Origin of the sequence: Sporanaerobium hydrogeniformans (assembly GCF_002735925.1) — a bacterium.
In the GTDB taxonomy this organism is placed as follows: Bacteria; Bacillota; Clostridia; order Lachnospirales; family Cellulosilyticaceae; genus Sporanaerobium; species Sporanaerobium hydrogeniformans.
On sequence record NZ_PEDL01000001.1, the window covers coordinates 388,431 to 404,227 of the forward strand.

At 34.2% G+C, this 15,797-nt stretch carries 12 protein-coding genes; 10 read left to right on the plus strand and 2 right to left on the minus strand.

Annotated elements, in window-relative coordinates; genetic code table 11:
* Positions 1–2 precede the first annotated feature (2 nt).
* The 4 genes from CS063_RS01890 to CS063_RS01905 all read left to right on the plus strand — a co-directional run bounded on the left by CS063_RS01890 (position 3) and on the right by CS063_RS01905 (position 4,892).
* Positions 3–1,700, plus strand: a complete 1,698-nt coding sequence (locus tag CS063_RS01890) for a [FeFe] hydrogenase, group A (protein ID WP_099448019.1) — start codon at positions 3–5, stop codon at positions 1,698–1,700.
* On the plus strand, positions 1,697–1,948 hold the full coding sequence (locus CS063_RS01895) for a (2Fe-2S) ferredoxin domain-containing protein (RefSeq protein ID WP_099448020.1): 252 nt from the start codon (positions 1,697–1,699) through the stop codon (positions 1,946–1,948). Before CS063_RS01890 ends, CS063_RS01895 begins: the two co-directional genes overlap by 4 nt.
* Before the next feature lie 109 nt (positions 1,949–2,057).
* Positions 2,058–2,978 carry a TerB family tellurite resistance protein gene (locus CS063_RS01900; RefSeq protein ID WP_099448021.1) on the plus strand — a complete coding sequence of 307 codons (921 nt, stop codon included), beginning with the start codon at positions 2,058–2,060 and terminating at the stop codon, positions 2,976–2,978.
* 264 nt (positions 2,979–3,242) lie between these two features.
* Positions 3,243–4,892 carry a M23 family metallopeptidase gene (locus tag CS063_RS01905; RefSeq protein WP_099448022.1) on the plus strand — a complete coding sequence of 550 codons (1,650 nt, stop codon included), beginning with the start codon at positions 3,243–3,245 and terminating at the stop codon, positions 4,890–4,892.
* Positions 4,893–4,952: 60 nt separating this feature from the next.
* Here the strand turns inward: CS063_RS01905 and CS063_RS01910 are convergent, their stop codons facing one another.
* The gene (locus CS063_RS01910) at positions 4,953–5,111 is read right to left on the minus strand and encodes a DUF1540 domain-containing protein (protein WP_099448023.1); all 159 of its coding nucleotides are present in this window, start codon (positions 5,109–5,111) and stop codon (positions 4,953–4,955) included.
* 131 nt (positions 5,112–5,242) lie between these two features.
* Positions 5,243–6,766, minus strand: a complete 1,524-nt coding sequence (locus CS063_RS01915) for a response regulator transcription factor (protein ID WP_099448024.1) — start codon at positions 6,764–6,766, stop codon at positions 5,243–5,245.
* Positions 6,767–6,971: 205 nt separating this feature from the next.
* On the opposite strand from CS063_RS01915, the gene CS063_RS01920 reads away from it, so the two are divergent.
* The 6 genes from CS063_RS01920 (at position 6,972) to CS063_RS01945 (ending at position 15,786) form a co-directional block, all read left to right on the plus strand.
* Entirely contained in the window at positions 6,972–8,345 is a 1,374-nt protein-coding gene (locus tag CS063_RS01920) for an ABC transporter substrate-binding protein (RefSeq protein WP_180270641.1), read from the plus strand.
* Positions 8,346–8,371: 26 nt separating this feature from the next.
* Complete coding sequence (locus CS063_RS01925; protein ID WP_099448026.1) at positions 8,372–9,250, plus strand: carbohydrate ABC transporter permease; 879 nt, start codon at positions 8,372–8,374, stop codon at positions 9,248–9,250.
* The gene (locus tag CS063_RS01930; protein ID WP_099448027.1) at positions 9,250–10,071 is read left to right on the plus strand and encodes a carbohydrate ABC transporter permease; all 822 of its coding nucleotides are present in this window, start codon (positions 9,250–9,252) and stop codon (positions 10,069–10,071) included. The genes CS063_RS01925 and CS063_RS01930 overlap by 1 nt, the downstream gene beginning before the upstream one ends.
* A gap of 30 nt (positions 10,072–10,101) precedes the next feature.
* A complete protein-coding gene (locus CS063_RS01935; RefSeq protein ID WP_099448028.1) occupies positions 10,102–11,928 on the plus strand; it encodes a sensor histidine kinase in 1,827 nt (608 codons plus the stop codon).
* Positions 11,915–14,323, plus strand: coding sequence for a glycosyl hydrolase family 95 catalytic domain-containing protein (locus CS063_RS01940; protein ID WP_099448029.1), 2,409 nt, complete (start codon positions 11,915–11,917; stop codon positions 14,321–14,323). The genes CS063_RS01935 and CS063_RS01940 overlap by 14 nt, the downstream gene beginning before the upstream one ends.
* A 275-nt stretch (positions 14,324–14,598) precedes the next feature.
* Positions 14,599–15,786 carry an iron-containing alcohol dehydrogenase gene (locus tag CS063_RS01945; protein WP_099448198.1) on the plus strand — a complete coding sequence of 396 codons (1,188 nt, stop codon included), beginning with the start codon at positions 14,599–14,601 and terminating at the stop codon, positions 15,784–15,786.
* Positions 15,787–15,797: the final 11 nt, after the last annotated feature.

The following is a 15,797-nucleotide window of genomic DNA, read 5'->3' on the forward strand; positions in this document are numbered from 1 at the left end:
CCATGAGAGCAGAGTTTATGATGATTGATGATATCCCAGTTGAGATTCAGGGGGAAAAAAATGTATTGGAGCTTATTCGTAAAGCAGGTATTGATTTACCTACTTTTTGCTATTACTCAGAGCTCTCTGTTTACGGTGCTTGTAGATTGTGTGTGGTAGAAAACAAATGGGGAGGGATTGAAGCCTCTTGCTCAACCATTCCTAAGGCAGGTATGGAGGTCTATACAAATACCCCAAGATTACGTAAATATCGTAAGATGATTTTGGAACTTATTTTAGCAAATCATTGTAGAGATTGTACGACCTGTGAAAAAAGTGGTACATGTAAACTGCAAGAATTGGCAATGCGTTTTGGTATTAAAGAGGTACGCTTTGAAAATACTAAAAAAGACCTTCCAATGGATACTTCTTCCTGTTGTATTGTAAGAGATGAAACAAAATGTATCCTGTGTGGAGATTGTGTACGTATGTGTGATGAAGTACAAAATGTAGGAGCCATTGATTTTGTCCATCGTGGTTCAGAAATGCGCATTGGTACAGCCTTCCACCAATGTATGGCAAAATCTAATTGTGTAGGCTGTGGGCAATGTGCAGCAGTCTGTCCCACAGGTGCTATTGTAGTGAAAAATGACACGGCAAGTATTTGGAAGGAGCTAGGTGATCCACAAGCCAAGGTGGTGGTACAAATTGCACCAGCAGTACGTGTAGCTATTGATGAAGCTCTTGGGCAAAAAAATGGTAAGAATGTAATGGGGAAAATAGTAGCTGTTTTAAGACGTATGGGCTTTAATGAGATTTTTGATACTTCTACAGGAGCAGACTTAACTGTTCTTGAAGAAACCAATGAATTTTTAAAGCGTTTAGAAAAAAATGAGAGATTACCACTCTTTACTTCTTGTTGTCCAGCTTGGATTAAATACGCTGAGAATAAACATCCAGATCTTCTACAAAACATATCAACTTGTCGATCCCCTATGGAGATGTTTGGTGCTGTATTAAAGGAACACTATAAACATTCCAATAAACGTGTTGTTGTTGTAGCTATTATGCCATGTACAGCCAAAAAGGCAGAAGCAGCTCGTGATGAATTTAAAGTAGAGGGTACTCCTTATGTGGATTATGTTTTAACTACGCAAGAACTCATACAAATGGTCAGAGAGTCGGGACTTGTATTTGATGAGATGGAACCTGAGGCTGTCGATATGCCTTTTGGAGCACCAAGTGGAGCAGGTGTTATCTTTGGAGTAACGGGAGGTGTAACAGAAGCGGTTATTCGTCGTGTGGCAGATGATAAATCCATTAATATGTTACGTACTTTAGCTTTTAAGGGGGTACGTGGTATGGAAGGTGTTAAAGAAACGAGTATACCATTTGGGGAACAAACTTTGCATATTGCAGTAGTAAGTGGGCTTGCTAATGCCGAGGTTTTAATCCAACAAATAAAAAGTGGTGAAAAGCATTATGACCTTATAGAGGTAATGGCTTGTCCTGGAGGATGTATTGGTGGAGCAGGTCAACCCTTTGCAGACCGTGAGCAAAAAGCTAAGAGGGGGCAGGGACTTTATGAAACCGATCGTATGAGTAGTATCAAACGTGCAGAAGAAAATCCAGTTATACTCTCCTTATACCAAGGATTGCTTAAAGGTAAGGTACATGAACTTCTCCATGTGGAATATAAGGGAAAGGGGCAGAAGTCATGATTCAATTAAAGGTGTGTATTGGAAGTGCCTGTCACATTAAAGGGTCCTACAATGTGATTAATGTATTTCAACAAATGATTGAGGAATATGAGCTTTTTGAAAAGGTTAAGTTGCAAGCTGTATTTTGTCTAGGTAAATGTGCAGAAGCAGTAGCTGTTAAGATAGATAATAGTGAGGTATATAGTGTATCTGGTGCAACTGCTAGAAAGTTTTTTGAAAAAGAAGTGATGTCTCGGCTTGATGGGTAAAATAAAAAATAACTCTTTATCTTCATTGTAGATACATAAGGAATGTGATAAAATGGACGCATAAAATGCAAAAGAAAACATCCGAACAAATGAAGTGAGAGGTACTAAGATGAATCTTATATTCGCACTATTACAAGCCATTATTGGACTAAGTGTTGGACTTGTAACTTTAGTTTTTAGATTAGTTTTGACAGTTTTAGCAGTAATGGTGGCTGTCTATAAACATAGGAATCCTTGGCTTTGGGGAATGGCCGTTCTTATATTTCCTTGGACGGTTTTGATTCTCTTCCTTTTGCCAAAACACTATCCAAGCATCCCATCGCATTTAAAACAAGAAGAAGCTTTTAGAGGGAAAAATCCCGTTATTGCATCTATTATGGCTTTAGCGGCTATTGTAGCTAAATCTGATGGAGCTATTACAAGACAAGAGATTGATCTTCTTAAGAAGTTTATTTCACGTCAGTTTGGTATCACAGGAACGGAGCTTAATGCCTATGCAAGTTCCTTTGACTATGGGAAGAGCCATCCAGAAGAGTATCAGATCTTTACGCAGATCATAAGAGATTTTTATAATCGTCGTGATGTGATGATTTCTATCGCCTATCTTTTAGTGGCCATTGCTATGCAGGATGGTGAAGTGTCATCTAAGGAAGATATACAAATCCGTAAAATTATCCTTGAATTGGGTGTTTCTGAATACGAGTATAAGAGTATTAAAAACTCATTTACTTATCAGGAATCCTATTCATATTACCAAGGAAATAGGGGGTATAATCAAGGGAGTCATCAAGGCTATGATTTTGGACAAAATAAGGAGAATCTCCTTAAAAAATATTCTGAAGTATTAGGAGTGAGTGAAGAAGCTCCTATGGCAGAGGTTAAGAAAGCTTATCGTAAGCTGGTAAAAGAATATCATCCTGATAAACTAGCAGCTGAAAGTATGCCAGGAGATTATGTGAAGTTTGCAAATGAAAAGATTCGTCAAATCAATGAAGCCTATGAGTATCTAAAAAATGTAAAAGCAAACTAAAAGTTCTAAAAAAGAAAAGTAAGCAGATGAGTAGCACTAAGAAAGCTCTCATTTAGGGAAGCTACTTTAACGTAGAAGCTTCCTTAAGTGGGAGCTTTCTTAGTGTTTGAGAGGAGAATCTATGACTTTACAAATGGGAAAGCATTTGGTATAATTTAACGGATTGTAATAAATACGTAATAAATCTTAATCAAAAAAACATAAATAGAGAAAATAGTCAGTTAGTAAGAATAACTGGAATTAACTAAAGAAGGTGTTGACAAAATGATTACTCAGTTTAAAGCACTGAAAGACAAAGTGAAAACTTATGTACATAAGCATTGGAATAATAAAGAAGCTATATCCCATAAAAAAGGAGCAAAAATTGCTGTTGCCCTTACTATTTGTGGGATTTCCTTTGGTGCACTAGGAATGCGTAGTAATGCCTATGCTATTTCTGTAAATGGTGAAGTAGTGGCTATCGTAAAAGAAAAAGAAATAGCTAAAAGTGTAGTAGAAAATGTAGTAGCTACCATCAAAGATGAAGAAGGGGTAGATATTACACTTAATGAAACGCTTGCTATTGAGCAAGTGAATAAAAAGAGCAAAGCTATTTCTACAGTAGAAGGGGCAGCTGAAGCTATTAATAAAGCGATTAGTTATCAAATACAGGCCTATGCCATTCAAGTAGACGGTAAACAGAAGGTTATTGTAGAAAGTAAAGAAGTAGCCATGCGTATTTTGGAGGATATTGCTACAAGACAGTTGCCAGCAACTAAAAAAGCGACTTTAACAACTCAGATAAATGAAGAAGTACAAGTAGCAAATATCAGAAGTATGGAAACTCCGGTAGAACCTATGGGAGGGGAAAAACAAGAACTCATAGAGATAGAAGGTGCATCTAAAGCACCACAAGTTGTTGAAGAAATCCATGTAGGTAACATTGAAGAAAATCCAGAAGCACATGTAGAAGAGCAAGAAAAGTCTTATGTTCAACGTCAATTAGATGCTTTTGATTTTAATGAAGCTATTGAAGTAATGAATATTTATGTAGAAGCAAGTGACATTCAAACAGAAGAAGAAGCACGTAATGTCCTATTATCTAATACAGATGAAATTGTGGAATACGAATTAAAAGAAGGCGATAATATTTGGGATATTGCTATGGCAAATGGTACCACCATGGAACATATTTTAGAAATTAATCCTCAGATAGAAGATGAAACTTGTATGCAAATAGGGGAAATTATCAAACTAGAAGTACCTGATCCAGTTGTTTCTTTAGCTATGACAGAAACAGTAACTTACAAAGAAATGATTCCTATGGAAATTGAATATGAACCATCTGATGACCTCTATAAGGATCAGACAAAGGTAAAAGTAGAAGGTGCTGATGGGAAAAAAGAAATGACTGTTCTTTATAAAAGTGTGAATGGAAAAGAAATAAGTCGTGAAACGTTAGCTGAAAAGGTGTTAGAGGAGCCTGTAACGAAAGTCATTCTTTATGGAACGAAAGCAAGACCCAAAAATGGAGCAAGTGAGTCAGTAAAGGCACCTGCAGGCTTATTTATGCATCCTTTAAATGGCAAGGGTAGAATTAGCTCAAGCTATGGCTATCGTGGTTCTGAGTATCATAAAGGAATAGATATAGCAGCACCAGCAGGAACGCCTATTTATGCGGCAGCAGCAGGAAAAGTAATTTATGCTTCTTATAATTCAGGTGGCTATGGAAAAATGATTATCATTGATCATGGCAATGGTTATAAAACTTATTATGCGCACAACAGCAGTCTCTACGTACGTACAGGTGATCAAGTAAGTAAAGGTGAAAATATTGCAGGAGTAGGTAATACAGGGATGTCCACAGGCAACCATCTTCATTTTGAAATTCGTAAAAATGGAAATCCCATTAATCCGTATGGTTATATTTACTAAGAAAAAGACGAGTAAAGGAGAAGCAAGATCTTCTTTTTTACTCGTCTTTTTTATATTGGACTATTTAAGCTCAAAAGATTTACAATCCGTACATTCTACTTTTGTAGGATTAAGTTCATGAGTACCTACTTGAATGGAATCAAGTGTACAATAGTTTTCACTACAAGCATGGTATTGACATTGTTGTACGCTGCATTTGATACTTGGATTCTTTTTCATAAGAAATCTCCTTTCTAAATTGAAAATTAAAAGCTTACTGAGTTAGTATAACCCTTTTAATAAAAATGATGAGTGAAAAATTTGGAATTTAGAAATAGAGGATTTGTATGGTGAGATTTAAAAACAGAAGGCTATTCTTTAGAAAATATTTGTGCGCGATAATTGGAGGGTGTCATACCAGAAGTCATTTTAAAGAGACGACTGAAATAATAAGGATCAGTATAGCCTACCATATTAGAGATGTTTTTTATGCTTAGTGGTGGAAAAATTAAAAGGAGATTTTTAGCTTTTTCAATACGCTTGTTAATAATATACTCATTAGGAGATATAGCATAATTTTTCTTAAACAGGACACTAAAATAAGAAGAACTCACATGAAATTTTTTGCTAATGCTATCTAATGATAATTGTTCTGTAAAATGATTATCTATATAGGTTTTTATATCTGCAATAGTATCTATTAAATTCTCTTGTAAGGGAGAAGCTGAGAGTTCAAGAATAAGTTCACCAAAATGAGATTTAAAGTCTTCATAACAATAAGTATTAGTAATTAGCTCATCTACTCGCTCCTCATTACTGATACTATGTTTATTGTTTGTCACAATGAGTAAAAGTTGTTTAGCTAATGTTTGAAGCAAAACTTGGGGACATTTTTTTTGTTTGCATTGATCAAATAATTGGTTAACTTCTCTTAAGAAATCTATCGTAGGATGTGTCTTATTTAAAGCACATAGTATTTTATGTTGAGAATGAGAGTAGCCTATATCTTCTAATGTTAAAGTTAATTGTTCAGTACAAGAAGAGAAGGAGGTTGTACCATATCGAGTTAGAAGGATAGATGCATATTTAAGGTCGATTAAGTCATTTTTTAATTCACTGAGGCTAGATGAGGTTTTACCTTTAATAACAGTAAGCGGATAGGGGAGTTGGTGAGATAGGTCTAGAAGTTCATTAGTTAGGGCATTTAGATAATGGGGCACTTCTGTATCTATACCAAGAATAATAAAGTGTTCATTAGGATTCTCACCTGTAATAAACCAAGCTTGATGAGGAGATTGGATATAACGAGTAAAGAGTTGGTCTAAATGGTAGTTGGACCAAAAATCATCAATAGGATTAAATTGATTATTTTTACTACAAACATAAGACCCTGCACTGAGATAAACACTATAAAAATAAGTAAAAGAAGAAAAAATAGAATGAATCTCCTCAGTTTTAATAGTTAAAGAAACTCCGCGAAAAACATGTAGCAGATAATTATATTGTTTAGTTAACTGAGAAGAGAGTAAGCGTTCTTGAATTTCTTTTAAAAGTATTTCTAGTTTTTCTTGATGGATAGGTTTTAAGATATAGTCAAGTACTTGATAACGTAAAGCCTTTTTAGCATATTCAAACTCAGAGTAGCCACTTAGGATAACACAAATAGGAATACTGGAAAGTGACTGGAGTTCTTCAAGTAATGTTATTCCATCCATTAAAGGCATGCGAATATCTAGAAAAATAACGTCAGGTTGTAAATCTTTAATAAGTTCTAAAGCTTGTAGCCCATCACCAGCTTCAGCAATAACTTGAAATTGAGGATTGGCTTTTTGGATGCTTGTAATGATATTTTTTCTTAAATAAGGTTCATCATCTATGACTAATACACGAAACATTATTACCCTCCGACATTATAGTGAGTTATAGTATTGTTAACTTTATTATAGTATGAGTAAGAAAAATTAACAATTATATAGATTCTATTTAAAAATAATACAGTCTATTATAAAAATATAATCCATCCTAATAAAAAGATACTCCATTTTTATGAGCAGACAAACTTGGTACACTAATCTTACCAACAAAAAAGGAGAGATGATTATGTTAAAGAAATTATGCAAGAATATTACAAGTAGTATCTTGTTAGGTGCTATAACTTTATCAATGACAGCTTGTTCAGTAGATATGGGCAAAAATGATAGTACTTCCTTAACAACTACTCAGGAAACAAATAAGACAGAGGAAAAAGCAAAAGAAAAAGCGAATAAGGAAACCTTAACAGTTATGATTGGTTCAGATGATGGAGGAGGAGTAGCAACTAAAACAGCATTAGATAAAGCGGCAGAGCTATTAGATGTCAACCTTGAATACAGCATTTTTCCAGCAGATCAATTTTTAAATGTTTTAAATACTAAGGGAGCTACAGGCAATCTAGATGATATTATTTTTTGTTCTTACTCCTTATCTGATTTACCTTATACAGAATTTGCAGAGCTAAATGGTAGTTGGGTAGAAAAAATTTCGGATGCGACCAAACAATTTACAATTAGCCCAGCAGATGGAAAAACTGTTTTTGCCCCATTTGGTGCTGAAAGCAATTTTGGTTTAGCCTATAATAAGGAAGTATTAAAAAAGGCAGGTATACAAGTCCCTATTGCTAATTATGAAGAATTTATAGCAGCTTGTGAAAAGATTAAAGCTATAGGTGTAACTCCTGTGTATGTTTCGGCTCAAGAAAACTGGACAGCGCAAATTTTACTTTTATCATCATTTACGACGACTTTGATGAAAGGGGATCTGGTAGATCAACTTATTACGAATCAGATTAAGCCACAAGATGTACCTGAAATTGAAAAAATCTGGAGTAATGTACTTTCTTTAAAAGAGTTAGGATATATCAATGAAGATCATTTATCTGCTACACATGATATGGGCAAAAAAGCTATTGCCAATGGGGAAGCTGCTTTTTATGCTGTAACGGATGGAGCATATGGTGAAATTAAAACAGAATATCCTGAGCTAATTGATAATGTAGGTCTTACTGTTACACCAATGTGGGATAATGCAGAGGATGCATTTGTTATGGCAAATCGTTCTAGTAGATGTATTGCAGTATCCAAAAACAGCAAAAACTTAGAACTTGCTAAGAAATTTGTTGATATTTGCATTACAGAGCCTGTTCTATCTACATACTATGAGCTTTCACCAGGTGCTTCACCTTATGTGAATTTAGGATTTGACCTTGATATGAGTCCATGGAATAGTGAAGTGCAAGGGTTGGCAACAACTTTACCTTCTTACGGTGACTGGTGTAATGCACTTTATAATGGAAAACCTAAACTTAATCCGTTTTTTGGAGATTTTGATTTGAGAGTGCAATCTATGTTTGCAGGACAAACAGCAAAGGGAGCTCTTACTGAGTGGTATAATAAATACTCAGAGGATGCTGCTGCAAAGCGTGTAGAAGGTTTTTAAAATAAGTTTGAAATAGGAGAGCGGATATGAAAAAAAGTACAGAAATTTATACAAAATGGTTAATGTTACCAGCCGTCCTCATCTATACCATATTTTTTATTATTCCTAATATAAGTGGTTTAATATTAGCCTTCACTGACTGGAATGTCTACTTTTTTGATGATTTTAACTTTAATGGAATAGATAACTTTGTAAGGCTTTTTAATGAAAAAATTTTTTGGAATGCAGTAAATAATACTTTTTATTTTGCAATTATCACTGTGATTTTTAAAAATTTAATAGGTTTTGGAATGGCTTTAATGGTTACAAAAGCTTCTAAGTATAATACTTATTTGAGAACGGTTATGTTTCTACCTGTAACAATTAGTGGAATTGTAGTTAGTATTATATTTGTTTCTATTTACAATCCTACAACAGGAATTCTCAATCAGTTCTTAAATGCGGTAGGATTAGAGGTATTAGCTAAGGGATGGTTAGTAGATACTAAATATGCGATGACATCTATAGCAGCAATGGAAATATGGCAATGGTCTGGCTTTAGTATGGTAGTATTTGTTGCAGGAATACAGTCTATTTCACAAGATTATTATGAAGCGGCTAAAATAGATGGAGCTAGCAGGTGGCAAGAGTTGCGCTTTATTACTATTCCACTCATGATGCAATCTTTTACTATTACGTTTATTTATAGTATTATTTCTGGTCTTAAAGTATTTGCTCAAGTTTATGGAACGACTAATGGTGGACCGAATAATGCAACACAAGTTATGGGAACCTTTTTGTTTAAAAGTTTTTCAAATGGGCATTACGGCTATTCAGCAGCAGTGGGACTTGTATTTATGCTAATGGTTATGGTAGTAGCAGGTATAATTTTAGTAGTGATGAGAAAAAAGGAGGTTGAATTTTAATGATAAAAAGAATGATGAATTTATTGCCTAAATTTATTATGTTTCTATTCAGCCTCATCTATATTCTACCTATATGGATGGTATTTATTAATTCAATAAAAGATTCAGCCAATGCAAATATGATGGGTATTGGATTACCGGAAAAGGGTGTAATTCATTTGGGGAATTACTTTCAAGTAATTCGAGAAGGAGGGATTGCTAGGGCCTTTATGAATGGTATAATAGAAGCAACAGGTTCTGTGGTGATTATCATTTTAGCTGCTTCTTGTTGTGCCTTTATACTAGCAAGAAAAAAAGGAAAACTTTATGATATTATTTTTTATAGTTTTATCATGGGATTAATTGTACCTGTAGCTTTTATTCCAACCTATCTGGTTTTAAATGCTTTAAATTTATTAAATACATATGCAGGAATTATTTTAATCTTTACTACTTATGGGTTACCCATGTCTGTTTTCCTTTATACAGGTTTTATTAAATCTATACCACGTGAATTAGACGAGGCAGCTATTATTGATGGATGTGGCTCACTCCGTTTATTTTTTTCTATTATTTTTCCATTGTTAAAGCCAGTAACTATGACTGTTTTTATTTTATCTTTTATTGGGGCATGGAACGATGTAATGATTCCGATGTTCTTTGCTAATGGAAATAAGTGGGCCCTTCCATTGACTGTTTATAATTTTTATGGTGGTTACTTAAAATCTTGGAATTTAATATTTGCAGATATTATTATTACCATAACACCCTTACTAATCATTTACTTATTTGGACAAAAATACATAGTTTCTGGTATGACAGCAGGAGCAGTTAAAGGTTAAAACATAAATAAAGAAGAGGAGAAAGAGCAGATGCTAAAAAAATTACACTTTCAAGGGAGGTTGTTTTTTATTATAGCAATGCTTTTTCTTTTTTCAATTTTTATGATTTTTGTAGGAGTAAGTATATATATTTATCAAAATATGATGGCAAATAGTAAGGCATTAGCCATAGAAACCACAGAAGCCTATACAACAAAAGTAGAGCAGCTTATTAAAGATATGAATGTTATTTCTACACAAATTGTAGGAAATGCAACTATTCAAAGTGTATTTATGGAAGCGATTGCTTCTACAGATAAGAAATTTAATTATTTTTCCCGACATTTAGAAGAACGTAGAAAGGTACAAGTAGAGTGTTGCTCTATTAATATTGCGCAAAACGGAGTAAGTCGAATTAATATTTATCGTAAACCCAATATGTTTATTAGTTATAATGTAGATATTTTAAATAATGATTATATTTATGAGACATTAAATACTCAAAATGAAGAGGAGATAGTAAAGACTAATGCCTATTATAATGTATTACCGCCACATTTAGATAAATGGAGTGGAGCCAATACATCAAAACTGGTTTTTTCATTAGTAAGACCCTTAACTGCTACATATTATACAAAAGAAAACATTGCTACTATTGAAGTAAGTAATGACTATAATAAACTAGAAAAAATTTTTGAAGAAAGTAATGAAAATAATAAAGAAATGCAAGTTTTAATTATTGATGAGGATTATCAAACGTTAGTTTATCCTTATAACGAAGTAGAGCAGTTAAAGGTAAAGTACTATGCACAGATTATGGAAGATTTAGATGAAGAGCCAATTAAGTTAATAGGATATGAAGGAAAAAAAGAGGTTATTTGTAGAAGGAAGTTGCAAAGTTGTAATTGGAGTATTTTAACAATACAACCTTATAAGATTTATGTAGAACCAGTGAGGAACATGATTACCTTGATTACTCTTCTAGGTATTGTTTTTACTATTATAGGAATATTAGCTATTTTTATTACTACACGTAAGCTAACCTTACCAATTAGAGATTTAAGAGAAGCATTAAGTGGGATTACTATAGAGAATATTCAATTAGAAGATAATACCTATACAAATAATGAAATAGAACTTCTTAAAAATCGATTTGAAGATGTTCTTGAGGCTCTTCAAGCTTCTGCTAATTCTTTAGCATTAGCTCATTCGGCTGAGTATCGGGCGAAGTTAAGTGCCTTACAAGCACAAATTAATCCTCATTTTTTGTATAACTCACTAATGGCGATTAGCGCAGCAGGGCAAGAAGCCAATAGCGATAAGGTACAGAGCATGTGTAGTCAGTTAAGTGATTTGTTCCGATATGCTTCAAGTGATGGGGCAGAAAGTACTATAGGTGCAGAAATGATTACTATCAAGAACTATTTGGATTTTATGAAATGGCGTTACTTAGAGGAATTGCAGTATCACATGGAAGATTATGAAGTAGTTAGTGACGTAGTTATTCCTAAGCTTATTTTACAACCTCTTATTGAAAATTGTTTTACACATGCCTTTTATACAGTAAGACCACCATTTTTTATATCGATACAATGCTATAGGGAAGAAAGTACATGGTATATTATTATAAAAGATAATGGTGGAGGATTTAAGCTATCGGCTCTTGAAGAGATCAGGATAGTAAAAGAAAACATTGATGCTGTTTTAACCAATAATCAATATGGTGTTAAATTGGAAACAAAAGATAAAGCTTTAATGAATGTATACGCTAGGTTAAAGATGATTTATAAAGAACGTACTATTTTTGAAATTCAAAATAGTACTGAGGGTGGTGCCATTATCAAGATAGGAGGATTATGTGAGTATGAAAAAAGCTGATCCCTATAAATATAGTTTGATAGGAAAAATGCCTGCTACTTGGTACAAAGACAGTTGGAAAGATGCTTTTCCAGCAGGCAATGGAGAGATAGGTATTTCTGTATATGGAGGGGTAAAAGAGGAAACAGTGCTCATTAACCATTGTGAGTTATGGCATTGGGGAAAGAGAAGTGCTTTACCCGATGTAAGTGGAAGCTTAAAACAGACAAGAGAACTTATTGATCAAGGCAAATATCTAGAAGCAAACGCTATCTCTTCTGCAGCATTACATAATCAAGGCTATGTTGCAGAGCTATATAAACCTTGTCCAGTAGGTGATTTTAAGATACGTATGCATCAAGAGGGTATTTTTAAAAACTATAGACGTGAATTAAATATGGAGACCGGAGAGATTGTAGTAAGTTGGATAGGTGATAAGATTAATTATGAACGTCGAGCTTTTGTGTCTCGAGCAGATGAGGTAATTATTTATCAGATTAAAGCAAGTAAGCCTATTTTAGGAGCTGATTTATGGTTACAGATGCACGAGACTGGATATGATGACTACACTAAAAAATTAGAACAAATAAAAGATAGTTTAGAGTGTGAGGTTAAAGACCAAGTACTGTATTATGCAGCAACAAATGAGGATGGTAAGGATTATGGTATTGTAGGGAATATTTTAAGTTGTGATGGAGAAGTTGTAGTTATGCAAGATAAACTTGTGATTACAAAAGCAAGGGAAATAACTATAGCTCTTAAGGTATTTGCTTGCACAAAAAGAGAAAGGGCATACTGTGAGGCTGTTGAGCATTTAAAGCAACTGGATAAAGTGTATAATGTACTTTTAAGTAAGCATGCTAAGTTACATAAAGCATTGTTTCATTCTGCTTCTCTTACACTTTGTGAAAACAAGCCTATGCAAAGAAGTAATGAAGAATTACTTTTAGAAGCCTATAGTGAGGGAAGCTCGTTACTACTAATAGAAAAACTATGGCATTATGGGCGTTACCTTTTTATATCAGGTACTCGCAAGGATACACAGCCTTTTAATTTGTATGGACTCTGGGGAGGACGGTATGAACTTTTATGGAGTCATCATATGGCCAATATTAATATTCAAATGATGTATTGGCAAGCTCTCGTGGGTGGATATAGTGAAACAATGAAAGCACTTATAACTTATTATATAAATTTAATGGAAGATTTTAGAGAAAATGCAAAAAAGATATTTGGGCTTCCAGGAATTTATATGTCGGCAGGTTCTACACCAGGTTATGGTCTTGCTAATCAGGTTGTCCCTGTAATTACTAATTGGATTAGTGGAGCAGGTTGGATTGCAGCTCATTTTTATGAATACTATAGGTATACTTTAGATAAAGAAGCACTTCATAAGTACATCTTACCTTTTATGCTAGAAGCCTTAGCTTTCTATGAGGCCTTTATGGTGCTAGATGAAAAGGGAGATTATACAATTTATCCTTCGGTATCCCCTGAAAATACACCAGGTAATTTAAATAAAAAATCATTCAAGCATATGAGTCATGCTAATCCTACTGCTAAAAATGCAACAATGGATTTTGCTATTATTAAAGAGTTTTTAAACCATTTCATTGATTTATGTGAAAACTTACCAGATTACCAAGAAAGAGTTATTCGATGTAAAGAGATGCTAAAACATTTTCCCGATTATCAAGTTAATGAAGAGGGAGCTATCAAAGAATGGATGACAAAAGAATTAGAAGACTTTTATTACCATCGCCATCTTTCACATTGTTATCCCATTTTTCCAGGTAGAGAAATGGTAAACGAGAGAGATACCCTTCTAGGCAAGGCTTTTGAAAAAGCAGTAGACTTAAGGATACTAGGAGGGCAATCAGGTTGGTCTTTAGCTTTTATGGCTTGCATAAACGCAAGGTTAGGACGAGGTAATGAGGCACTTTTATGCCTTAATCATCTTACGCGTTCCTGTTTAACGAATAGCCTTTTTACTCTTCACAATGACTGGCGAAAGATGGGGATGACATTAGACATGTCGCGAGAATTTGAAGATATCGCACCAGTACAATTAGATGCTAATTTAGGTATAGTGGCAGCTATTCAGGAGATGTTATTGTATGCAGATCAAAAGATATTAAAAGTATTACCAGCATTACCTAATGAATGGGAACAAGGCACCTTTAAGGATTTCCATTTTTGTGATGGAGTAATAGCAGTAGAGTGGAATCAAAAAAAACCTTGGTTGAACGGAGTGGTGAAGGCAAATAGGAGAACAAAAATTTTAATTTATTTTCCTAGTTTTTTAGAAGGAAAAGAGATTAAAATGAGTTTGAATAAGTCTCAAACAATCAGTCTAAGTAATGGGATTGAATTTGAATTAGAGAAAGGTGAAGCAGTAACATTTTGTATTGAGTAAAAGATGATGAATAAGGCTTTATGCAAACAGGTTTAAAGGAGTAAAAAAATAGATAAAAGTTAAGAATACCTTCATGTACGAAATAGCATGAAGGTATTCTTTTATAAGAAATGATTAAAACATTAAAAGTACTTAGGAAGAGCTTTATATAGACATTATCTTTTTCTTATACTATGATAAAAGATGAAATGAAAGTAGAAATAATAGAATAAGTAATTAAATAGGCTATAGAGAATTTAATGCTATTAAAAACTTTGAAAGGAATGATTATAAAGATGAATAATTTTGAGTTTTATTCACCTACTAAAGTTATTTTTGGGAAAGAAACAGAGAAGCAGGTAGGTCAAGAGATAAAAAATTGGGGTGCTAAAAAAGTGCTCTTACATTATGGAGGGAAGAGTGCAATAGAATCAGGGCTTATGAGCCGTGTAGAGGTGGCACTTAAAGAAGCAGGTGTGGAGTATGTAAGTCTTGGAGGGGTAAAGCCTAACCCACGTCTTAGTCTTGTAAGAGAGGGCATTGCTCTTTGTCAAAAAGAAAAGGTTGATTTTATACTGGCAGTAGGTGGAGGAAGTGTTATTGATTCTTCTAAGGCAATTGCCCTTGGTCTTGCTAATCCAGAGATGGATATTTGGGATTATTACTTGAGGAAGAAGGATCCAGTAGGATGTTATCCGGTAGGGGTTATTTTAACTCTTTCAGCAGCAGGTAGTGAAACCAGTAATTCCAGTGTGATTACTAACGAAGAAGGGAATATAAAAAGAGGGCGTCCATCTGATTTAACACGTCCTAAATTTGCGATTATGAATCCAGAACTCACTTATTCAGTTCCTTCTTATCAGCTATGTTGTGGGATTGTAGATATTATGATGCACACGATGGAGCGCTATTTTTCACCAAGTGAAGGTAATGAACTGACAGATGAGATAGCAGAAGGTTTACTTCGTAACGTCATTAAAAATGGAAGAGAGGCTGTTAAGACACCTCAGGCTTATAAACCACTTTCTGAAATTATGTGGGCAGGGAGTTTATCACATAACAGTTTAACTGGTTTAGGAGCTGAAATGGACTTTGCAACGCATCAACTAGGACATGAACTAAGTGGTATGTTTGATGTAGCGCATGGAGCTAGTTTATCAGCTATGTGGGGGTCTTGGGCACGCTATGTCTATAAACAAAAACCAGCGCGATTTGCTCAGTATGCTACCAAGGTGTGGGGATTGACAGGGCAAGATGAAGAGGTTTTAGCTTTAGCAGGGATTACAGCAACAGAAAGCTATTTCAAGGAATTGGAGATGCCGGTTCAGCTTCAAGAGCTTTTAGGCGAGTGTCAAGGAGAAGAGACACTTAAAGAGCTTGCACATAAATGTTCTTTTCAAGGAAAACGTACTATTGGAAGTTTTATGAAGCTAGATGAAAAAGCTATTTATGCCATTTATAAAGCAGCAAATGTGAATTTTTAATAGCAAATGAA

Bases quoted from the DNA above. Each gene is read 5' to 3' on its own strand.
- CS063_RS01890 (WP_099448019.1), top strand. From the start codon at position 3: ATGAGAGCAGAGTTTATGATGATTGATGATATCCCAGTTGAGATTCAG.
- CS063_RS01895 (WP_099448020.1), top strand. From the start codon at position 1,697: ATGATTCAATTAAAGGTGTGTATTGGAAGTGCCTGTCACATTAAAGGG.
- CS063_RS01900 (WP_099448021.1), top strand. From the start codon at position 2,058: ATGAATCTTATATTCGCACTATTACAAGCCATTATTGGACTAAGTGTT.
- CS063_RS01905 (WP_099448022.1), top strand. From the start codon at position 3,243: ATGATTACTCAGTTTAAAGCACTGAAAGACAAAGTGAAAACTTATGTA.
- CS063_RS01910 (WP_099448023.1), bottom strand. From the start codon at position 5,111: ATGAAAAAGAATCCAAGTATCAAATGCAGCGTACAACAATGTCAATAC.
- CS063_RS01915 (WP_099448024.1), bottom strand. From the start codon at position 6,766: ATGTTTCGTGTATTAGTCATAGATGATGAACCTTATTTAAGAAAAAAT.
- CS063_RS01920 (WP_180270641.1), top strand. From the start codon at position 6,972: ATGTTAAAGAAATTATGCAAGAATATTACAAGTAGTATCTTGTTAGGT.
- CS063_RS01925 (WP_099448026.1), top strand. From the start codon at position 8,372: ATGAAAAAAAGTACAGAAATTTATACAAAATGGTTAATGTTACCAGCC.
- CS063_RS01930 (WP_099448027.1), top strand. From the start codon at position 9,250: ATGATAAAAAGAATGATGAATTTATTGCCTAAATTTATTATGTTTCTA.
- CS063_RS01935 (WP_099448028.1), top strand. From the start codon at position 10,102: ATGCTAAAAAAATTACACTTTCAAGGGAGGTTGTTTTTTATTATAGCA.
- CS063_RS01940 (WP_099448029.1), top strand. From the start codon at position 11,915: ATGAAAAAAGCTGATCCCTATAAATATAGTTTGATAGGAAAAATGCCT.
- CS063_RS01945 (WP_099448198.1), top strand. From the start codon at position 14,599: ATGAATAATTTTGAGTTTTATTCACCTACTAAAGTTATTTTTGGGAAA.